The following is a 21,713-nucleotide window of genomic DNA, read 5'->3' as shown; positions in this document are numbered from 1 at the left end:
TTAGTCGTTGCTCGGCATGCCATACGAGCTCATAAGCTCGTCGATGGTGACGAAGCGATATCCCTGAGCCTTGAGCTGCGGAAGTGCAATCTTGAGCGCCTCGACGGTCTGCGATCGATCGCCGCCGCCGTCGTGCATGAGAACGACGTCTCCGGGCTGAGCGGACATGATCCTGTCCGCAATGGCCTGAGCACCCGGACGACGCCAGTCCTCCGTATCGACATTCCAGCCAATCTCGGCCGTGACGTGATCGGCGAGGTTAGTGATGATGTTGCCGTTGCTTGTGGCGTGATAGTTGCCGCCCGGCGCGCGCATGACGCGCGTGACCGAGGTCCCAAGCACGTCTTCGATAGCCTGGAAGCCCTTGTCGACTTCCTGAATCTGCTCGTCAGTGCTCATCTTCGTAAGGTCAACGCCACCACCCGAGCCGCTCGCGTGATCCCACGTGTGCGTGGCGATCTGATTTCCCTCGTCATGAATGCGCTTCACGACGTCCGCGTTTTCCGCGACCTGGTTACCAATCTCGAAGAACGTGGCGTGCGCGTCATTCTCCTTGAGAACGTCGAGAATCTCCGAGGTGGTGCCGGGCCAGGGACCATCATCAAACGTCAGCGCGATGACCTTGTCGCCATTGGTGTTCGTCGTGTAAACGTGGTAGCCGGCGTCAACGGGTTGCTTCGTGACCTCGGTGACCGAGATACCAGAGACGTTACCGGTCCTCGTTACCTGCTCGCCGTCCTCGCCGTTCGAGTACACATGCATCGAGCCCGCCCAATACAGGTTAAACGAGCTCATGTCCTCGCCACCCTCTCCATGAGGGAGGGTCTCCGTGGTCTCAGTGCACTCCTCGTCAGTGTCGTTGCCGTCATTGATCTGGACGACGGCATGACGCGGGACCACCGTCGCGGGATCCGAGGTCTCCGCGCCATTGACGGTTGCCTCGAAGGGGTCACCGCCACCCTCCTTGCAGACGGAGCCATCAACAGCGATAAGGTCACCGGCCACGGGCGAGGCAAAGCCCTCGCCGACGACGTCCTGAAGCGTGGAGCCAGCACGCACCATGCGATCAGTGCCGTTGACGTTGACGCGATAGATAGGCGGGTTGAAGTAGAGATAGGTCCCGCCTCCGCCAAGAACGGCAAGGACGAGAAGGACGACGATGATCGCCGGCACACGGCGACGGCGCTTACGTGGGGCGCCCGGAACGCCCTGGCCGGCGGTGTTCTTGTGGCGACGTCCGCCACGGGAGCGCGATCCCACCTGCTCATGACCCATCTCGACCGCGCCCGTGGAGGGGCCGGAAGCATAGGGATTGTCCTCGTATGACGCCTGGTAGGGCGAGGCATACGGGTCACCCGCGGCATAGGGGTTGGTCGCCGGCGGAACGTAGGCGCCAGCCTGGGGCGCACGCTGCGTCTGGTCGGCGGGGATGGGAGCCACGGCGCGACCTGTGGCGTTAGGCGACGCGGCATGGCCGACGGCATAGGGATTCGCCGGAGCGTCCCCGTGGGAATCCGACCGAACGGCAGGCTGACGCTCCGCAGAAGACCGGTTCTTGAAATGCGAGCCCGAACCACTCGAAGCGGAATGACGCTGGCCACCATCCGACTCAGGATATTTGAAGCGAGGCATGTTGTTCCTCCTTGAACGCACATGATCATGCGACGTTTGCTCAACCCATCCTAGCAGCTATCCCGGACATCGACTTGACGCACACGGAGCCTACCAGGCCCACGCGCAATAAAAAAGCGGCCCCGCCAGAAGCGGGGCCGCCAGCAGCTCAGCGTCTAAAGACAACCGTGAAACTACACGTAGAACAGAATCCTGTTGTAGCTCGGGACGGGCCAGTAGTCGTGACCGCAGACCTTCTCCATCGCGTCGACGGCGGCACGCAGCGCGTCCATGGCCGGGATGACGGTGTCGCGAATGGCCTCGTCCTGCTTGGTCGGGCACTCGAGAGCCTGGGCCTCGGCATTCTTCTTCTCGAGGTCAGCGACGAGCTCGGTGATGTTATCGATGCTGTCGGTAAGCGACTGGACGAGGGTCTTCTCCGCCTTGGCGGCGATGCCCAGCTCAGCCTTGGTGGCAACGGTGGAGGCGATGTCACCAGAGTAGTCGTACAGCGCCGGCAGGTACATGTGCTTGACCATGTACACCATCGTGTTGGCCTCGATGTTGAGGAGCTTGGCGTACTGCTCGGCCTTGGAGATGTAGCGGGCCTTCATCTCATCGGCGTTGGCGACGTGATACTTCTCGAACAGCTCGACGTTCTTCTCGTCAACGATGCACGGCAGGGCGTCCGGCGTAGTGCGCATGTTGAGCAGGCCACGCTTCTCGGCCTCGACGGGCCACTCGTCGGAGTAGCCGTTGCCGTTGAAGATGATGCGCTGGTGATCGGTCAGGGTCTTCTTAACCCAGGCGAGAGCCTCGGGGAGGAAGTCGTCCTCGGCGACGTCAGCCATGTCGGTGGCGAACTTGTCGAGCTTCTCGGCAACAGCGGTGTTGAGGACCATGTTCGGGTCAGACAGGTTCTGCTGGGAGCCGCACATACGGAACTCGAACTTGTTGCCAGTGAAGGCGAACGGAGAGGTGCGGTTGCGATCCGTGCTGTCCTTCGTGAGGTCAGCGAGCTGCGGGACGCCGAGGTCCATCTTCTCGCGCGGGTGGCTCGTGTACGGCTTGTCGTTAATCAGCGCGTCCACGACGGCGGCAAGGTCATCGCCCAGGAAGATGGAGACGATCGCGGGGGGAGCCTCGTTGGCGCCCAGACGGTGGTCGTTACCAGCGGAGGCAACGCTCGCGCGCATGAGGTCCTGGTGATCATCGACGGCGGCGATCACGCTGCTGAGGAAGACGAGGAACTGCAGGTTCTCCTCAGGGGTGTCGGACGGGTCGAGCAGGTTCTTGCCATCAGCGGAGATCGACCAGTTGTTGTGCTTGCCAGAGCCGTTGACGTAGTCGAACGGCTTCTCGTGCTGCAGGCAAACGAGACCGTGGTGGGAGGCGATGATCTTCATCTTCTCCATCGTGAGAAGGTTGTGGTCGATCGCCTTGGAGCCGGACTCGAAGATCGGGGCGAGCTCGTGCTGGCACGGGGCAACCTCGTTGTGCTTGGTCTTAGCCGGAACGGCGAGCTTCCAGAGCTCGTCATCGAGCTCCTTCATGAACTCGTTGACCGTCGGGCGGATAGCGCCGAAGTAGTGCTCCTCGAGCTCCTGGCCCTTGACCGGCTCGCAGCCAAAGAGCGTGCGGCCGCACATGATGAGGTCAGGACGGGCGGCGTAGTCCTCCTCCTTGATGAGGAAGTACTCCTGCTCCGGGCCAACGGTGGTGGAGACAGACTTAACGTCCTTGCCAAAGAGCTTCAGGACGCGCTTGGCCTGGGCGTCGAGGGCAACAGTGGAACGAAGCAGCGGGGTCTTCTTGTCGAGCGCCTCGCCGGTGTAGGAAATGAACGCGGTGGGGATGCAGAGGACCTCGTCCTTGATGAAAGCGGGGGAAGTCGGGTCCCAGGCGGTGTAGCCACGGGCCTCGAAGGTGGCGCGAAGGCCGCCGGAGGGGAAGCTCGAGGCGTCAGGCTCGCCCTGGATGAGCGCCTTGCCAGAGAAGGTCTCGAAGGCGCGACCGTCGCCCGTGGGCTCCATGAAGGCGTCGTGCTTCTCGGACGTGATGCCCGTGAGCGGCTGGAACCAGTGCGTGTAATGCGTGGCACCCTTCTCGAGCGCCCACTCCTTCATAGCGTGGGCCACCTCGTTGGCGATGTCGAGGTTGAGCGCCTTGCCCTCCTTGATAACGCGCGAGAGCTCCTTGTACGTGGGCTTGGGCAGCCGATCACGCATGACGGAGTCGCTGAAGACTAGAGAGCCGTACTCCTCTGTGACCTTTGAAGCCATATGGACTCGCTTTCTCTTCTGAGAACTGATCCCTGACGCGGAAATACTCTAACGGGGCGTTGTTTCTCTGTCATTAACCTTTTGCTTCTCGCGCGTCACCCAAATGTGAGCAGCGCGAGACGCAAGCGTTAGCAACGTGCGACAGCCGCATGAGCGATGCGTAGCGCGCGTGTGAGCATAACGCGACTTCGCGTGGTTAAGGCGGAGAACGGCGAAATTATTAGCGTATAGACAGACATGGTTCGTCATGGCAATCCATACAAGGACAGGGCAAGCGCAGCTAGACATGACTCGAGTCGAATAATCAGGGCGTTAAACGCGATGGCTCCCTCGCCCAGGCTCAATCGTGATGCGGAATCACTTCCGATCAGCGCAAAAGCTATCATCCAAGCCTTTTGGACCTGAATGCAAAATAGAGGACACGATTTTCTATAGCCAAATGAGATACAGCCGATTAGCTAAATAAGGGTCACGCAATCTACCTGCGACAATTAGCTGCGGCTGATTCGCGCTATCCGCTTGGCATCTAATTCGCTATAGAATTTCGCACCCTATTGTTCCTTACCCTTCTCGAAAGGGACGATAAGGCCCGCAAAAGCGGCGAAGAATCTCCCAAACGCGGCAGCTACGTCCGTTGTTTTCCTTTTCCACAAGGTAAATTGAATCGAATGGCGTCAAAAACGCATCGAAATACGCGGACAATGCAATTAACGGCAAGCTTCGGCACAACAAGCGACAACGCGGCGAGTTGCCAAAGCGAGCGTCAACGAACACCATGCGCAAAAGCACCGCCCTAACATGGCGGCAGACGGAGGAGAAACCATGGCAGAGATGGCAACGTCCGAAACGAACACCGCCGCCCGCGGCCTCATCGTCATGGATATCGACTCCACGCTCATCAACGAAGAGGTCATCGACCTTCTCGGCGAGGAGGCGGGCGTCGGCGACCGCGTCGCCCAGATCACCGAGCGCGCTATGCGCGGCGAGCTCGACTTCCGCGAGGCTCTCGCAGAGCGCGTCGGGCTCCTAACCGGTCTCGATGAAAGCGTCTTCGATCGCACCTTCGCTCGCGTGACGTTTACTCCCGGCGCGCTCGAGCTCGTCGAGGAGGCCCACCGTCGTGGCTGGAAGGTCGGCGTGGTTTCAGGCGGTTTCCATCAGGTCGCGGACAAAATCGTTGCCGCGGCAGGCATTGACTACTGCCTCGCGAACCAGCTCGAGGTCGTGGATGGGCATCTCACCGGCAAGGTGATCTCTGAGGTCGTCACTAAGGAGAGTAAGGTTCGAGCGCTGCATGAGTGGGCCGACGAGCTGGGGCTTTCTCGCGAACAAACCGTCGCCATGGGCGACGGTGCCAACGATATCCCGATGATTCTCGAGGCCGGCACCGGCATCGCCTTCTGCGCCAAGCCCAAGACGCGCGCCGCTGCTCCCCACTCGATCGACGAGCGGAACCTCATGCTCGCCTGGCCGATCATCGACGGCAAGCAGTAGGGCAAGCAGCCTACTCGACCTTCATCGTGGCACCGGCAGCGATTTCCGTGATGCCGTCGAAGATAAGCGCAACGCCCGCGATGAGCATCACAAACTCCGCCATCGTGAAGGGCGAGCTCACAACAAGGACGCCTGCCGCAAGCGTGAGAAGGCCCACCACATAGCGCCAGCCACGGCCCGGAAGCCCAAGCCTGAACACGACGTTTGCCTCGATGATGTCATTCACGCCCGTAATGAGGATGATCACGCCGATGATCACGTAGATTCCGGCGACGAAGGCATCCGGCCAGAGGATGAGGCACATGCCAAGGACGGTCTCCACGAGACCGATCGCCAAGTCAGCCTGGCTCAGGAGCAGCGCGCGGCGCGCCCAGCAGCCAAGCAGCGTCACGACGCCCACCATGGCAAGCGTCCACCCGGCGACCTGCACGATCAAAAGCGTTGCCCCAATCGGGCTCACGAACATCGCGATGCCGAGCACCAGCAAGGCGATCCCCATAAGGATGATCGTCGCCTTCGTGCGCTTGAAGAGTTTCTCGAACGCGTTCATGCTTGCCTCCCATGACAACGCCGGATCGTGCGCGCGCTGCGCCATACCAGGCGGCGTGGCGCGTCATCGCTCCGCGAAATAAAACTCGCAGCAACGCATCCAGCGAATGAGCTCACGCACTAGACATACCCAGGCGCGCGGGAGTTATGCGCGCGCACCACGGGCGCCTCCGGCGCGGAAGCCACGCGCGCCGCGCAAAAGTGCTCCCCAGTACGAGAAGCACGAGCGTGCACCACGGGCGCCTCCGGCGCGGAAGCCACGCGCGCCGCGCGGCAGCATCCCCAAAAGAAACTATGCGAAGAATGCCTTGAGGCCAATGATGATCAGCACGAAGCCACCGGCGACCTCGGCGCGATCGCCCAAGACCTCACCGAGCTTACGACCGATGAGAAGCGCGACCACGCAGCAGGCAGCCGTGGTCAGCGCGATGACTGTCGCCGCAGGCACGATGGCAACCGCCTGGGCACGAAGGCTCACGCCAACGGCAAACGCATCGATAGCGGTCGCGATTGCCTGAACCAGCAGAGTCGCGACGGTGAGCCGCTTTACCGCGGGGCCATTGTCGGGCACGTCCGCATCATCGCCAAGACCCAACAGGGCGCACACGCCCTCGCGAACCATATTGCCCCCGATGAAGCCAAGGATAATCAGCGTGATAATCCCGGAATACTCCTCGATGACCTCAGCTGCAAGGCCTCCCACGAAGTAGCCCAGCAACGGCATAAGCCCCTGGAACAGGCCAAAGAATACCGGCATGAGCGCTAGGCGGGCCTTCGTCTCGCCAGGGTAGACAAACGCATTCGAAATGGTCACAGCAAAGGCGTCGGCGGATAGCGCCACGCCCAGCAGCAGGATCTCAACGATACCCAAGAAACCCGCACCCTCCCCGAGGTGGCATGAGACAAAAAGGTTGGCCGATCACCCACAGACCGGCCAACTCTCGAGCGCTATGAATGATAGGACCAAACGCCAACGACGAAGAGCCAGCACCGACGCGCATCACGAATGACATCGCGCGCCCCGGCGAACCAAGGCAAACCTTCGCGAAATGCCATGGGCGAGTTGCCCCTAAGCAGCCCTCTCGCCACGGGCGTCCGGCAGGGTGAGCAGCATGACGAGACCCACCACGAGCAGAACGCCAATGGAAAGCACGCCCAGGCTGGCATTGCCGGTCGCGGCGGTGATGACGCTCACGAGGAAGGTGCCCATGACGCTCGCGTAGCGGCCGAAGATGTCGAAGAAACCGTAGTACTCGTTGGCGCGCTCCTTGGGAACGAGCCTGCCAAAGTAGCTGCGGGAAAGCGCCTGAATACCACCCTGGAAGAGACCCACGAGAATGGCGAGGATCCAGAACTCGACCGCCGTCTTCAGCAGGAACGCCGCGAACAGGACGATGCCGCAGTACGCGAGCACAGCAACGATGATCATGCGGAGCGTGCCGAACTTACCAGCAAGCTTGCCGTAGATGATGGCAGAGGGGAACGCCACGAACTGCGTCACGAGCAACGCGAGCACGAGCTGCGTCGAATCAATGCCAAGGGCGGAGCCATAACTCGTCGCCATCGAGATGACCGTGTGGACGCCATCGATATAGAAGAAGAAGGCAATCATATAGATCAAGAGCACGCGGTCCTTGGCGATACGACCCATGGTGTCGGCCAGGCCAGAGAACGTGGAGGCAACGATCTTGCCAAGGGTGTCTCCCTCACCACGCTCCTTGCCGTACTTCTGCTTGTAGGTGCGGATGAGCGGCAGCGTGAACGCGAGCCACCAAATACCTGTAATCACGAAGGAGAGGCGCGTGCAGAGCATCATCTCGAGGCCCAGCGCCGGGCCACCGAAGATCAGGGCGAGGCAGATGATGAAGGGGATGGTCGAGCCAACATAGCCCCAGGCATAGCCCGCACTCGAGACCGTGTCCATGCGCTCGTCCGTCGTGACGTCGGTGAGCATGGCGTCATAGAACGTCATCGACGAGTTAAGGCCCACCGTGCAGAGCACGTAGAGCACGAGGAACGGCAGGGCGGCCATCGGAATCGCCTGGGCGAAGCACAGGACGAGACCCGTGAGGAAGAACCCGAGGAAGAACTTGATCTTGTTGCCCGCATAATCCGCGAGCGAACCCAGAATGGGCATGAGCAGCGCCACCACGAGGGAGGCAATCGTCTGGGCGTTAGCCCATGCGGTCACGAGCTCTGCCGAAGAGGCGCCCGTGTTGATGGCGTTGAAGTAGATCGGCACGATAGAGGTGTTGAGCAGTACGAGCGCCGAGTTTCCGACGTCATACATGACCCAATTGCGCTCGAGCTTCGTGAACTTCGTCTTGGCCATGTAGGCTCTCCTGTCTGCATCATCGAGGCGCGGGCTCGGGCGCGCGCCGTTTGCATCCCATGCATGATACCCGGACTTGGCGACGCCTTATGTAATGCAACGGTAAGCGGCCCTTTATAGGGGCGGCGATGCCATAAGTGTCCGCGATGCATATCAGAATCCAATAGACGGATAGCCAAACACGAATATGACGGATACCCGCCACCTCATGGATAGCACTCCCCCGGCGGGGGCATAATGGACGCAGCAAATCGACCGAGGAAGGACTCTCATGCCCGCTCTCATCACTCATCATCTGTTCGGCGAGAGCTCAGTCGCGCTCCTCCCGGAAAACGTCATTACTGGTGAGGAGGAACTTCTCGCGTTCCTGCTCGGCAACCAAGGCCCGGACCCCTTCTTCTTCCACGTGCTCGGCGCGCCCGCAGCGACCAGCGCCTCTCACCAGCTCGCCCATCGCATGCATGACGAGCGCATGACGGCAGCGTTCACGGCGCTTCGCGACGGAGTGAGCCACCTTCCCGTCCATGACGCCGGCATCGGCCGCGCCTTCGCCCTTGGCATGCTCTCCCACTATGCGCTCGATCGCTCCGCACACCCTTTCATCTACGCGCAGCAATACGCCATCATCGCCGCGAATCCCGAGCTAGATGATGCCGGCAGCGAGGTCCATGCCGTTATCGAGGCAGACCTCGACTCTTGGATGCTCTGGACGCGCCGCCGCGCCACGGTTCACGATTGCCCGCCCGCCGGTGAGCTCGCGCGCACGGACCGCATCTGCCGCGTCGCCGGCGCGCTCACGAGCCAGGTTGCCTGGGCCGCCTTTGGCATCGACCTCTCCGCGACCGAGTACGCCGCCGCCGTCGATGACATGGAGCTGTGCTATCGCGCTATCGAGCCCAACGGCTCGCTGAAGAGCCGCGCGCTCGGTACCCTCGAGCGCATCGCGCGTCCGCACTCGCAGCTCACCTCGCTATCGCACCGCGTCACCACGAACGACGACTGCTGGGTGGCGAATCTCTCTCACCTGCCGTGGGAGAACCCCTTCGCAGGCGGTACCTCTCAGGATTCCTTCCAGACGAGGTTCGACGCCGCCCTCGACGGATGGCCGGCCCTCGCCCAGGCCTTCACGCACGGCGGGGAGGAGCTTCGCCGCGCAATCAACGGACTCAACTACTCGGGTCGCCCCCTCGGTACCACCGAGGAGTGCCCGGAAGACCAGCGCGGCTAGCACCAGCACGCCCGAGCCCATACCTCGTCAGCACAAGCGCGGCAAACGCCAGCGCAGTCCGCGGACCCAAGAGCCCGGCGGCGCGGGCGCGAACAACGCCAGCACGCCCGCCTTCAGCACAAGACAGGACTTCACATGCAGATTCGCATCGCTACCAGCGAGGATCTTGACGACCTCGTTCGCATCTACGCCGCCGCTCGTCGCTACATGGCAGAGCACGGCAATCCCCATCAGTGGGGCGATGGCCGCCCCTCTCCTGAGGAAATTGCGAGCAGCGTCGAAGAAGGCGCATACCGCGTTGGCGTCGACGAGGATGACCGCGCGCACTTCGCGTTCACCATCTACAACGAGGAAGACCCAACCTACCAGCAGATCTATGATGGCGCCTGGCTCAACGACGAACCCTACGTGACCATTCATCGCGTCGCGAGCGACGGCACCATGAGAGGCGTGTTCTCCTCCGTCTTGGCTCGTGCAAAGGACGAGGCCAGCAGCCTGGGCATCCGCAATCTGCGCATCGACACGCACAATGACAACCTGACCATGCAGCACATCGTTGCCAAGGCGGGATTCTCGTACTGCGGCATCATCCACCTCGAGGATGGCGACCCGCGCCTGGCCTACCAGCTGGTGTTGTAGGCACGCCAGCAAATCACATCTCAGCGAGAGGCGTACGCCGGATTGGCCACGCGCACTGCCTCCGGATGCGCGGCCCTAAGACGCGTGAACGCATCCTCCACGTCGCGCGGAATATCAACGTGCGCGATCCAACCAGCCCCTTTGGGTCCATAGCCCGAGGCATCGTCTCGCAGACGTGACACCTCTCCCATAAGCAGCGTTCGATATCGCTCTATGCCCCACATGCCCAGTGGCTCATCCTCGTAAGAGAGGCCGCCTGAATCAGCAACGACTCTCGCCGCATAGGTCGCGTATGCCAAAACGGCAGCGTCAGGCCTATGGAAGCGCAGCCCCGCAACCATGCGCCTCATCATCGTCGCGTCCTGCATGAGAAGGAAGCTCTCCGCGGTAATGCCCCTCGACTCGAGTAGCTCGAGGAGATACGTGATGTTATTTCCGCAGTTGGTCGACCTCGTCTCGAGAAGGTCGGCGGACATGCCGTGATATTCGCGGAGATAGGCGTCGAAAATCTCCGCCTCCGCGGCGCCGGGAGCGACATCGATGCGTGGCCATACCGCCCGCACCCGTTCGCGTAGCGTCTCCGTCGTGTGGCCCGCACCGCCAACGATGACATAGGCACGGGCGACGTCCGCCCTCATGGCATCAGCAAGAACCTCGCCACCCGCTAGGATCGATCCCCCAAAGAGGACTGCCACGTCAACCTGGGTGCTCGCCACACGGGCAACGCCTGGGCCGCCCGTCGCGTCCGTTCTGGACGCATCGTCAGCAGCGCCGGCGCCTGCCACGGCGACACCATCCGTCCCGACAGCAGCGCGGGCGCTCGCCGCGGCGACGCCGTCCCGGCTCAGCCGCGGAAGGTCACGTTGCCCGAGAAACCTCGCGAGTACATTGAGGTCGCGAGCCTCCTTGCGCAACAGGAGTGAGGTCGCGCACTCGCCGCAAGCCTCTTCGCGCGCCATGCCCGGGCACACGTGTTCCGATCGCCCTTCCTTACCCATCGCGAGCCCCGCACCCTAGTGCATGCGCTCGAGTTGAGAGCGGACGGCATAAACCTGACGCATCGCGTCCGCAACCTGCTGTTTCGCGCGGTCAATCTTGTTCTGTGCGATCCAGTCGGCAAGCACGCCGTCGAAAAAGATGTCCGCGAACTGAAGGCCGCTACCCAGCTCGACGTTGAGGCCGGTGGCCTCATCCACATCGTCAAGCTCCTTCACGAAGATGCGAAGCGCGCGCTTTGCCTCGTCAATCTCGTCTTGAGCATCGGAGATCTTGCGATGCTTGAGCAGCGTCGTGATGAGCCCTCCGCCAAGCATGTCCACGATGCCCCAACGTCCGGCATCATCGAGCATGTCTGCGGCATTCCCAAGATGCTTGAGCGCGGCATCCGCGGCGTCGATCGCCTCTCGAATCTCTGTAGCCCTGTCCTTCGTCATCGGACCTCCACACGCTAGATGCCGCCGATTTGCGAATAGCCTACCATTCAAGACCGTCAAAAGACGGTGCGACCCTTGCGGTCCCCGAGGCCCGTGCGGCGTCGAAACGTGCAATACGCCGCACCCGCATTTGCTCACGAGAGGAGAGGCATGCGAGCAATCACCCTGCTACTGGCACTCGTAACGCTTGGCGGCATCGCATGCCGCATGCTACCCGCTTCGCTCGCGGCACTCCCCTTCGTCGCGAACGTCGTCTCGCTCACGCCATGGTTCGCGGGATCAGCCGCCATCGCGCTCGCATTCTCCTTCGTCCCAGCATGGCGCCACCACCATGAGGCATGGCTCTTCGTGCGCATCATAGCCGCATGCGCGATCGCCCTCGAGGTTGCCTGGCAGACGCCCTTCTTCATTCCCAGCCAGCGTGTCACCTCGGCGCTCGCCGCGGAGGACAGCCAGACAACGGCCCTCCGCGTCATGACCTGCAACGTCTACAAGGGAAACGCTAACGCCGAGCGCGTCGTCGAGCTGGTGCGCGAGAACAACATCCAGGTCCTCGCTCTGCAGGAGACCACGATCGACTTCGTGAACGAGCTTAAGGCGGCGGGAATCGACGAACTCCTCCCCTATTCCGAGCGCTCGAGCTCAGACGGCGTCTACGGCAACGGCGTGTGGAGCGCGCTTCCCCTCTCGGACGCCGCGAGCGACGACATCGGCTCGTCCGCATCCGCCATGCCCGCGGGCACCATCGAGGTCACGCGCCCAGATGGCACGACCGCCCACCTGCGCCTCGTCTCCGTCCACACGTGTTCGCCCGCCCTGGGCTACTGGGCCCTGTGGGAAAGAAGCATTACCGAGATTGGCGTGGTGCGCGAACGCCTAGCGGAGGACGATGGCCTTAACTACGTCCTTCTCGGCGATTTCAACGCCACGTATGACCACGCACCCTTCCGCGAGATGCTTGGCGAGGGCACGGCGGCTGGCGCGCCCAGGCTTCACGACGCCGCTCGCGAGTGCGGAGCCGGCATCACGAGCACCTGGCCCGCCAACCTGGAGATTCCGGCATTCTGCAGCATCGACCACGTCGTCACGAGCGATCGGGTGATCGCCACGGAGGTCTCCACAGCAGAGGTACCGGGTTCGGACCACCTCGCCCTCATTGCCACGCTCGAGCTGTAGGCGCAAAGGCGGCTCGCACCACCCTACCCATCGCACTCAGGGCACGCCCGCTCGCCGCGCCGGTCGGAGGCCATGCGCGAGCCGCGCCGCCGCCCCGGCCAGAGGCCATGCGCGAGCCGCGCCGCCGCGCGCGGGCCTGCCATCTACTCGCTGCGCAGGGCCTCGACCGGGTCGCGCTTCGCGGCGGAGAAGGACGGGATAAGTCCGGCAACTACCGTAAGCAGCACCGATATGCAAATCAGCGCAACGGCAGCACCCGCGGGCAGGCTCATGATGTTCGCGACGTTGTGCTCGCGCAGCACCCAGGCGTTCACCGGAACCGACACGATAAGCACCACCGCAATCGCAAACACGCCCGCGATGAGGCCCTCGATGAAGGTCTCCGCGTTGAAGACGTTCGCGACATTGCCCTTGGAAGCGCCCATCGCGCGCAGAATACCAATCTCCTTCTTGCGCTCGAGCACACTGATGTAGGTGATGATGCCGATCATGATCGAACTCACCACCAGCGAGATGCTCACGAACGCGATGAGCACGAGGCTGATCATGTTCACGATGTCCGTGACGCTGCCCATGATGACGCCCATGTAGTCCGTGTAGGAGATCACGCGGTCCTCATCGCCGGCCGCCTTGGCGCTTTCGTTGTATGCGTCAATGCTCGCGACCACGCGGTTCTTGGCCTCGAAATCGATGGGGTAGATCTTCACCATCTGCGGGTCGCTCTCGTCAGCATAGCCAAGCGTGGAGAGGTTGTTGTCATACGTAAGGCGTCCGGCGTTTGCGTAGCTCGTCATGAGCGAGGTGAGGTCGTCCGCCGTCATGTTGAAGTGGATGGCATTGGCAAACGCACTCGCATCCACGTGGAAGGCGCTCTGCATGCCGCTCGCGAGCTGCGAGCCCATGCTCTGCGCAGCCTGGCCCATGACCCCCGCGAGCGAGCTCTGGAGCTGCGAGGCGATTGCGTTGCCAATCTGCTGGCCCATCTGGTCCATGACCTGCTGCATCGCCTGCTTCAGGTACGGCGCGAAGCTGTTCTGCATATAGTCGGCGAGCGCTTTCTGCAGCCTCTCGGCAACGCTTTCCCCCGCAATCGCCTTGATCTGGGCGAGCGTCTCCTGAGCGCCCGCATCCTCAGCCAGGTACTTCTGGAACGCCGCGACCACCTTCGACGGATCGTTCACGTCAGTTCCGAGGTCACGGAACTGGTCAGACGTCAGGAAGTTCGCAAGGAGTTGGTTCGCGAGGTCACCGAGCTGCTTGATCTGCTCCGGCGTAAGCGGGTCTTGGAAAACACCCGAGAAATCAGGCGCGGGCGCTCCAGCCATGATCTTGTTCATATCGATGTCGAAGTCGATATCGGACAGGTCGAGCTTCACGTTCCCCAAATCCATGCCGGAGAAGTCAAATCCCTGCAGGCTGAGCGCACTCTCATCGAAGGAGAACGCTCGCTTGAGCGCCGCCTCGTCAACGGAGAACATGCTGGAGAGGTCAACGCCGCGCTTGCTCTCCTCCTGCAGTGTGTCAAAGGTCTTGCCCGTGAAGACGTCGACCTCGGGGTTCGCGAGCTGCTGCTTCACGATGTCGGAGTTCGCGGCGCGGGCCATGAGCTCCTCCGTGAGGCCATGCGTGTAGGCGACGCCCGGGGAAAGCGCCCTCGAGTTCGAGCTGCCGTTGGGCCTCACCACACCGACGATCTTGAGGTCGAGGCCGCTGGCGACCTTATCCGCCATAAAGGCGGCGTCGTTGCTCATGTCGGTCCAGCCGCCGGTTTCGTCGTTCCTACGATAGGCGTCTGAGGGCGGAAGCACCTTGAACTTGGTCTGGAGAGCCTCGTCATAGGTGAAGTCCACGTCGGTATCGGGCGTGGTGATGTTGCCATCCGCTGACATAGCACTCGAAACGAGGCTGTTGAGCTCGTCGATGTCGAGCTTGCCGATGCTGTAGAGCGTGTAGTCGCCCACGGTCCCATGGCTCGACAGCACGAGCACCGCCTCGTCGGGCGCGCTCGCCCAGCGGCCGGCGACGACGTCGTACTGGGAGTCGAGGAGCTCTTGGTCGTCGATCATCTCGTTGAAGACGCTCGAGCCGTTCATCGACGACATGCCCGCCATCGCGGCGTTCGAGGCACCTCCGCTCGCCGCGGCGGTCATGTTGTTGGGCACGAGCTTCACCGGGTCGGCCCCATCCTGCTCGCGGTAGATGATGGGCGTGATGCCGTAGTCATACTGGATGGCGTTGACGTCGTCCGTGATGCCGTCTCCACCAGCGTCGAGCCACTGCTTGAAGGAGGCGAGGTCATTCGACTTGACGCTCGCGAACATCTCCTTGAGCGCCGTGACCACGGGGATCTTGTCGGAGCCGCTCGGGTTCTCCGGCGCCTCACTCTGGGCCGCATCGTCACTCGCCGTGCCGGCCTCTTCCATCATGCCCGTGAGGTCGTAGTCCTGGCGAGAGATGGAGAGTGGATAGCTGGAGAGCGTGTCCTGCTCGACACGGGCGATGTACTCGTTCACGCCGTTGGAAAGCGCCAGGATCGCGGCGATGCCGATGATGCCGATCGAGCCGGCAAAGGCCGTCATGGCCGTGCGGCCCTTCTTCGTCATGAGGTTATTCGCGGAGAGCGCGAGCGCCGTGAGGAAGCTCATCGAGGAGCGGCGCTTTGGCTGCTCTGCGCCCTTCTCGGCGGCACGGCGCTCCGCGAGCTCGGCGTCGGCGATGGGACGGGAGTCGTCCACGATGCGGCCGTCCTTGATGCGGACGATGCGCGTGGCGTAGTCCTCCGCGAGCTGCGGGTTGTGGGTGACCATGATGACGAGGCGGTCGCGCGCCACCTCGGCAAGGATGTTCATGACCTGGATGCCAGTCTCCGTGTCGAGCGCGCCGGTGGGCTCGTCCGCAAGTACGATCTCAGGGTCGTTCACGAGGGCGCGGGCGATGGCCACTCGCTGCATCTGACCACCGGAGAGCTGCGCCGGACGCTTGTTGACGTGGTCGCCCAGACCTACGCGCTCGAGCGCGGCACGAGCACGCTCGCGACGTTCCTCGCGGCCAACACCCGCCAACGTGAGCGCGAGCTCGACGTTCTGGAGAATCGTCTGGTGCGGGATAAGGTTGTAGCTCTGGAACACGAAGCCGATGCGGTGGTTGCGATAGGTATCCCAGTCGGCGTCTGAATAGTCTTTGGTCGAGACACCGTTCACGATGATGCCGCCGGAATCAGCATGATCAAAACCGCCGAGGATATTGAGGAAGGTCGTCTTGCCGGAGCCCGAGGGCCCTAGCACCGCCACGAACTCGCTTTCGCGGAAGGTGATGGACACGCCATCAAGGGCGCGCTGGACGAAGTCTCCGGTCTTGTAGGACTTGGTAATACCCTGGATCTCGATCATGCGGTTCCCATCGCGGTGTTCTTTAGGGCGGAGCGCGGGGCACGCGGCGGCAGACGCCATCGGCGGCGGCGGGCGCGGCGTTTTCGGCGGCTCGGCGGCGCCATCGGCGGCAGGCACGGCCGGCACGGCGGAGCGCAGCGCCGGCTACCTATACAGCGGCAGCTGGCCCGTCACGGGCGAGATCGCGCTCACGTCCATGGGCGCGAACCCAACACAGGTCCAACGGCTACCGGAGGCGTCCGGCGTGAGCTCGGTGCGACACGCGTCGCGGATGCAGAAGAAGTCCATGCCCTCCATGAAGCCACGGCTCTCCGCACGACTCACGAGCGCGGCAAGTGCGCGTTCACCATCGACCGCGAGCACGATCTTGGGCTCACCCTGGCGAACCCACTCCGCCAGCACGCCCGCGTCAACGGATGTGCGCGCAAGGCTGCCGCCCCACTCGAGCCCGATGGGACCGCACGTAGGATCGCCCTCGACGTAGCGCTGGGTGCCAGCAAGCAGCGCCGCCACGCTCGCATGTGCCACCTGCGCGGCGACCTTGCCCGCGCTCATGCCCAGAGAACGATCGACCACGACATACTGCCGGATATCCGGGCCCGCAGGCTCAGTCTCGGGCTCCGTCTCCCCGCGCGCCGACGTCGCCGTGCCCATCATCGTTGCTGACATTGCGTACCTCAAACCCCTCGTATCGATTACGCCCGAGCGCACGCCTCCTCGAGAACGCGACGCATCTCGGCCTGAACGGCCTGCTCGGTATTCTTCCCAATCACACGCTCGGCAATCTGTTTGACGGCGTAGCGGCCATTGCCCATTGCCACGGGATGACCCACCATGCGCAGGATCTCGTAGTCGTTCATGGCATCGCCGAAAGCCATGACCTCGTCCGCCTCGACGCCCAGGTACTCCATAATCTGGCGAATGCCCGTTGCCTTCGAAACTCCCACCTGCATAACGTCGATCCACCTCGAGCCCGAGGGCGCGAAAACAAAGCGATCGCCCAGCTCGCGCTGAAGGACGTAGGCCATGTCCATCGTGTATTCGGGCGTGTCGCAGAAGACCGAGGTCTTGAGGATGTTCACCTCGGGTGCGGGCACGTCATAAACGCGGACAGCGGCGAGCAGGTCCTTGTCGATCTCACGCTCGAAGCGATCCTCGTCATCGAGCAGGAAGCTCTGGGTGCGGTCGAAAAGGGCGATGTGGAGGCAATCGAAGTTGTCGACCGTCTCCTTCAGACGCCTGAGCCCGATGTGCGAGAAGACCTCGCGATCGATGAGCTCGCCAGACACCACGACCTGGGCGCCGTTCGATGCCACGAAGTCCATCTGGTCCACAACGGGGGCAAAGAACTCATGGAGCGTGTCGAGCCTGCGGCCGGAGCTCGCCGCGAAGTGAACGCCCGCCTCGCGAAGCTCGCGAATGAGGCCGAAGGTCTCCGCCGGCACCTCGGAGTGCTCGTCGAGCAGCGTGCCGTCCATATCCGATGCGATGAGCTTAATCACAATGTCTCCGTTCTCTGGGTTGTGGCGATGCGGCCGGTTGTCGCGGCAGCAAGCCGCTTGGCTTGGACACCCGCCAGCGCAAGGCGGCAGGCACCCGAGTTAAGCGGCAAAGGGCGCGACGAATCGCCAGGCGCCCTTCGCCGCACGCGTTTACTCCTGCGGAACCGCGAAGCGAGCCACGAGCTGCTCGAGCGCGTCGACCATGAGCTCCATGCTGCGCACGGGAATGAATTCGCGAACGCCATGGAAGTTGTAGCCGCCGGTGGGCAGGTTGGGGCACGGCAGGCCGCGGAAGGTCAGCTGGGCGCCGTCGGTGCCGCCGCGGACGGGCACGACGCGCGGTTCCATGCCACACGCCGCCATCGCGGCGAAGGCGTTATCACGCAGGAAGTCCATGCCACGCAGATGCTCGGCCATGTTGCGATACTGCTCGCGAATCTCGACCTCGACCGTGCCGGTGCCATAGCGCCTGTTGAGGAACTCCGCGGCATCACGAAGCTGCTGCTCGCGGGCAGCGAAGCGGTCCGCGTCGAAGTCGCGCACAATGTAGGTCAGGCTTGCCTCGCCCGAAGAACCCGAGACCTCGATCGGGTGGAAGAAGCCCTCGTAACCCTCCGTGTACTCCGGGCGCTCTGCCGCGGGAAGGAGGGCGTCAAATTCGCCGAGCACGGTGATGGCATTGACCATGACGTTCTTGGCACTACCGGGGTGCACCTCGACGCCATGGGCCGTGACCTTGGCTTGGCTCGCGGAGAAGCACTCCCAGTTGAAGTCGCCGAGCTCCTCGCCATCGACGGTGTAGGCCCAGGTCGCGCCGAACTTCTCGAGGTCGAGCAGGGACGCGCCATGGCCAATCTCCTCGTCCGGCACGAAGGCAATCTTGAGCGTGGGGTGCGGAAGCTCGGGATGAGCGGCGAGACGCGCGACGAGGGCGACGATCTCCGCAACGCCCGCCTTGTCGTCCGCGCCAAGAAGCGTGGTGCCGTCCGTGACGACGATGTCCTGGCCGACGAATCGCTCGAGCGCGGGAAGCTGCTCGGGCGTGGTCTCGATCACATGGCCGCCGCGCTCGCCGGCGACGAGCGCTCCTCCCTCGTAGCAAACGACGCGCGGCTTGACACCGGCGGCAGGCGCATCGGGTGCGGTGTCGATGTGGGCAATGAGGCCGAGGGCTGGTAGATCCTCCGCCCCGGCCGAGGCGGGCAGCGTCGCCGTCACGTAGGCGTTGCTCGTGGCCTCAACCTCGGCGCAGCCCAGCTCGGCGAGCTCGGCGGCAAGCTGACGCGCCATGTCGTGCTGACAGGCGGTCGACGGGGTCTCCTCCTCGTTATGCGGATCAGACTGCGAGTCAATCTGCGCGTAACGCATGAATCGTTCAAGGACGTCGCTTGGCTTCGGCGTGTAACTATCCATGGGCCCTCCTCAGGGAAATCCCGCGCTGGGCGGGGTGAATGAATGTCCGTAATGAGTTTACTCCCCAGGTGACGTACGTATCGAAAGGGGTTTGTCATGGTGACGAGCGGGGCCGCCACGCCGCGGCCCCGCCCATTTCGCACATGGTTAGGCACCCCGGGACCGCCAAATGCCCACTCGTTCGAGAAGTATGGACATGAATCACGTTCGTCGGAGTAGAGGTAATTGTTTAGCCACCAAACCTGCAGGTAGATTTACCACTTATTAGGAGACTACTCGAGGCGATTCGATTCATGTCCATACTTCTCGAGTGAGTTGAATACCAGAGCAATTTCTTCGCTAGCAGGGTGCCGCGCAAAACAACGCTAAGTAGGGGGCTAATCCGCAACCGACTGAGTAGACCGCTCTGTCGGCGTAGCAAAACCGCAGGTAGCGAGGTTGCGTTTTTAGGGACTACTCAAGCAAAACCGAATTAGCCCCCTACTTAGCAACTTTTTTAATCTCGTCGTGCAAATTCGAAGGCAGCCAGGCGCGAATCGACGATTAAACGCTGTGTTTGAAGGGCAATTAATGAGACCGCGCGCGAAGGAGCGGTCCGAATCCCGGAACAGGGTTACATGACGCAAGCGACAGAGGCTCAGCAGACACCAGCCGTGATAGCCTAGTACCTTAAGACATAACGCGGCGAGCAATTATGCGGCCGCAAGAATAAGGGGCATCTCATGGCAAAAAAGCAGATCGTCGACCTGCCCGTGCAGCTCACGGACGCAAACAAGCTCTACCTTTATCGTCTTCTGAGTAACGCTCTGGGGATTGGCCGCCAGGCTTTCCTCCCCCGCGCCGTCGAGACGCTCGAGGCGGACGGCATCACGCCTGAGGGCCTCGGTCACACCACCGCGCAAGACCTCTTCGCCGCGCTCGACGGGGTTTGCGAGCTCACCGCATTCAAAGGCGGCCGATTCTACGTAACCGTAACGCGCAACGAAACGTTCGACTCCGCGCTCGCCGCGGGCGACGAGTCCAAAAAGAACGGCGGCAAGGGAAAGCCGTGGAAGCGTAAGAAGGGCGCGCTCAAGCCCGTGCGCCCCAAGATGCGCGAGCTCAAAATTGCGGAAGAGCCCGTTGAGACGCCCTCGGCCGAAGAGGCGGAGGAAGCCGTCGCGGCCGTCGAGGCCGAGCAGACGCAGAGCATGGCGCTCGTCGAGGAAAATGTCCCCGCCGCCCCGAAGGCTACCGTAGCCGGAGTGCTACAAGAGACCGTCGAGATAGCACCGGTAGACGTCACCGCATCCCCCGACGTCGTGGAAGCAAATAGCCCGCAGGCAGATGCCATCGCGTCCGACGCACCAGCCATTCCCTCCATCCTTGAGCAGATTGCGGCACAGGCGGCCGAGTTCGAGTCCTCTCAGGAGGAAACCGTCGTCGCCAACGCAGTACTCGAAACGACTCACGCGGATGAAGCTGCACCCGCGCCCGCGGCGCCCGCAGCGCCCGTGCCCGCGGTACCCGCTCCCGCGACGCCAGCAGCGCCCGTGCCCGCAGAGCCCGTGCCCGCGGCGCCCGCAGCTCCCGCATCCGCGTCCACGCCCGCGGTGCCCGCAGCTCCCGCGCCCGCGCCCGCGGTGCCCGCCGCGGCTCCCGCGCCTGCACCCCACATCCCCGATGGCCTACCTCACACCTTCTCTGAGGAGGTCTCCATCAAGCCGTCCTTCGTGGGCATGCTCACGCGCATGTTCCCCATCGACGAAGACCTCATGTGCGTCCTCGATGAGGACTGGCGCGTCGCCCGTGCGACCGGCACGACGACGGGCTCTCGGAACCTCGTGACTTTCCCCCTCAGGTACCTGCAGGAAGACGGCACCGCTCCCGTAACCGTCACCATTCGCCGCACCTCGCGGCCGGGTGATGCACGCCGCTGGCACCTCACGCTCGTCGACGGAGACGACGGGTCCGGCAACGTCCACATGGCCGTTGGCATCGAAGGCCTGCCCCAGGCCGAGGGCGGGTGCTGGGCTCAGCTCGCTCCCGTCTCCTCAGCGGGCGTCCCCAAAGCAGACCCCGCGCGTGACCTCGCCCAATTCATGGAGATTGGTTCCTGGAACAAGATGCTGGGCACGCTTGCGCGCGCGGCCGCGCCCGAGCGCTGGAACTACCCCGGCGAGGGCGTCGGCAAGGAGAGTCGCTACGGCATCCTGCGCGATTATCTCGCCTCGACGCTCGCGCGCCTTCGCGCGACCGGCGGCGTCGCAACGTCCCCGGACGGCACGCTCGCGGCCTTCGACACCGGCCTTGCCACCCCGATGGACGAGGAGCTCTACGCCGTTCTCTCCCCCACCGGCACCGACATCCCCTGGCACCTCGACGGATTTGCTACGGCAGGTGACGGCGAGCTTGGCGGCCACCTCACGGCACACCTCCCCGCGCTGCCGCCGCGCGCATGCTATCTCGAGGGGATTGACGACGTCATGCCTCGCGACGGTGCCCTCGTGATCCCGGACTACAAGTCCCTCCTGGGCGCGAACATCGAGCGCCTGCCGCGCGGCTTCGTCGCATCGCTCGTTGCCGGCACTGACGCCCAGGCCCCTCTCGACCGCCTTGCCGCCGCCGGCCCCGCCGAGCGAGCCGCCGCGAGACGCGACCTCTCTCGCGCCATTGAGGGCGAGCC

Annotated in this window: 16 protein-coding genes; 5 read left to right on the top strand and 11 right to left on the bottom strand. The window is 63.1% G+C overall.

The window, feature by feature from the left end:
* The gene (locus tag Q0H23_RS04990) at positions 1–1,632 is read right to left on the bottom strand and encodes a polysaccharide deacetylase family protein (protein ID WP_293836289.1); all 1,632 of its coding nucleotides are present in this window, start codon (positions 1,630–1,632) and stop codon (positions 1–3) included.
* Positions 1,633–1,805: 173 nt separating this feature from the next.
* Positions 1,806–3,893 carry a glutamine synthetase III gene (locus Q0H23_RS04985; RefSeq protein ID WP_293814699.1) on the bottom strand — a complete coding sequence of 696 codons (2,088 nt, stop codon included), beginning with the start codon at positions 3,891–3,893 and terminating at the stop codon, positions 1,806–1,808.
* 822 nt (positions 3,894–4,715) lie between these two features.
* On the opposite strand from Q0H23_RS04985, the gene serB reads away from it, so the two are divergent.
* Positions 4,716–5,387, top strand: coding sequence for a phosphoserine phosphatase SerB (serB, locus tag Q0H23_RS04980; protein ID WP_293836286.1), 672 nt, complete (start codon positions 4,716–4,718; stop codon positions 5,385–5,387).
* A 10-nt stretch (positions 5,388–5,397) separates the two neighbouring features.
* On the opposite strand, the gene Q0H23_RS04975 is transcribed toward serB, so the two are convergent.
* The 3 genes from Q0H23_RS04975 to Q0H23_RS04965 form a co-directional block, all read right to left on the bottom strand.
* A complete protein-coding gene (locus tag Q0H23_RS04975; RefSeq protein WP_293836283.1) occupies positions 5,398–5,937 on the bottom strand; it encodes a DUF308 domain-containing protein in 540 nt (179 codons plus the stop codon).
* 291 nt (positions 5,938–6,228) lie between these two features.
* On the bottom strand, positions 6,229–6,807 hold the full coding sequence (locus Q0H23_RS04970; RefSeq protein WP_293836282.1) for a manganese efflux pump MntP family protein: 579 nt from the start codon (positions 6,805–6,807) through the stop codon (positions 6,229–6,231).
* Between the two features lie 198 nt (positions 6,808–7,005).
* Positions 7,006–8,268 (bottom strand): MFS transporter, encoded by a 1,263-nt coding sequence (locus tag Q0H23_RS04965; protein WP_293836281.1) that lies wholly within the window; start codon positions 8,266–8,268, stop codon positions 7,006–7,008.
* A gap of 271 nt (positions 8,269–8,539) precedes the next feature.
* On the opposite strand from Q0H23_RS04965, the gene Q0H23_RS04960 reads away from it, so the two are divergent.
* Positions 8,540–9,496, top strand: coding sequence for a zinc dependent phospholipase C family protein (locus Q0H23_RS04960; protein ID WP_293836280.1), 957 nt, complete (start codon positions 8,540–8,542; stop codon positions 9,494–9,496).
* A 135-nt stretch (positions 9,497–9,631) separates the two neighbouring features.
* Positions 9,632–10,135 (top strand): N-acetyltransferase, encoded by a 504-nt coding sequence (locus Q0H23_RS04955; protein WP_293836279.1) that lies wholly within the window; start codon positions 9,632–9,634, stop codon positions 10,133–10,135.
* A gap of 20 nt (positions 10,136–10,155) precedes the next feature.
* On the opposite strand, the gene Q0H23_RS04950 is transcribed toward Q0H23_RS04955, so the two are convergent.
* On the bottom strand, positions 10,156–11,133 hold the full coding sequence (locus tag Q0H23_RS04950; protein ID WP_293836278.1) for a YdcF family protein: 978 nt from the start codon (positions 11,131–11,133) through the stop codon (positions 10,156–10,158).
* A 15-nt stretch (positions 11,134–11,148) separates the two neighbouring features.
* On the bottom strand, positions 11,149–11,568 hold the full coding sequence (locus Q0H23_RS04945) for a hypothetical protein (protein WP_293814707.1): 420 nt from the start codon (positions 11,566–11,568) through the stop codon (positions 11,149–11,151).
* 150 nt (positions 11,569–11,718) lie between these two features.
* Here Q0H23_RS04945 and Q0H23_RS04940 point away from each other — a divergent pair, with 150 nt between their 5' ends.
* The gene (locus Q0H23_RS04940; RefSeq protein ID WP_293836277.1) at positions 11,719–12,744 is read left to right on the top strand and encodes an endonuclease/exonuclease/phosphatase family protein; all 1,026 of its coding nucleotides are present in this window, start codon (positions 11,719–11,721) and stop codon (positions 12,742–12,744) included.
* Between the two features lie 143 nt (positions 12,745–12,887).
* Here Q0H23_RS04940 and Q0H23_RS04935 read toward each other — a convergent pair whose 3' ends face one another.
* From Q0H23_RS04935 to pepT, 4 genes are all read right to left on the bottom strand, one after another.
* Complete coding sequence (locus Q0H23_RS04935; protein ID WP_293836276.1) at positions 12,888–16,133, bottom strand: ABC transporter ATP-binding protein/permease; 3,246 nt, start codon at positions 16,131–16,133, stop codon at positions 12,888–12,890.
* Between the two features lie 144 nt (positions 16,134–16,277).
* Positions 16,278–16,802, bottom strand: coding sequence for an aminoacyl-tRNA hydrolase (locus tag Q0H23_RS04930; protein WP_293836275.1), 525 nt, complete (start codon positions 16,800–16,802; stop codon positions 16,278–16,280).
* A 26-nt stretch (positions 16,803–16,828) separates the two neighbouring features.
* Positions 16,829–17,635 carry an HAD family hydrolase gene (locus tag Q0H23_RS04925; protein ID WP_293836274.1) on the bottom strand — a complete coding sequence of 269 codons (807 nt, stop codon included), beginning with the start codon at positions 17,633–17,635 and terminating at the stop codon, positions 16,829–16,831.
* Between the two features lie 150 nt (positions 17,636–17,785).
* The gene (gene pepT, locus Q0H23_RS04920) at positions 17,786–19,048 is read right to left on the bottom strand and encodes a peptidase T (protein ID WP_293836273.1); all 1,263 of its coding nucleotides are present in this window, start codon (positions 19,046–19,048) and stop codon (positions 17,786–17,788) included.
* Between the two features lie 722 nt (positions 19,049–19,770).
* Here pepT and Q0H23_RS04915 point away from each other — a divergent pair.
* On the top strand, positions 19,771–21,713 hold a 1,943-nt coding region (locus Q0H23_RS04915; RefSeq protein ID WP_293836272.1), incomplete at its 3' end, for a DUF3825 domain-containing protein.

It is taken from the genome of uncultured Parolsenella sp. (assembly GCF_934660935.1).
GTDB lineage: Bacteria > Actinomycetota > Coriobacteriia > Coriobacteriales > Atopobiaceae > Parolsenella.
This window is presented reverse-complemented; position numbering and strand designations above follow the sequence as displayed.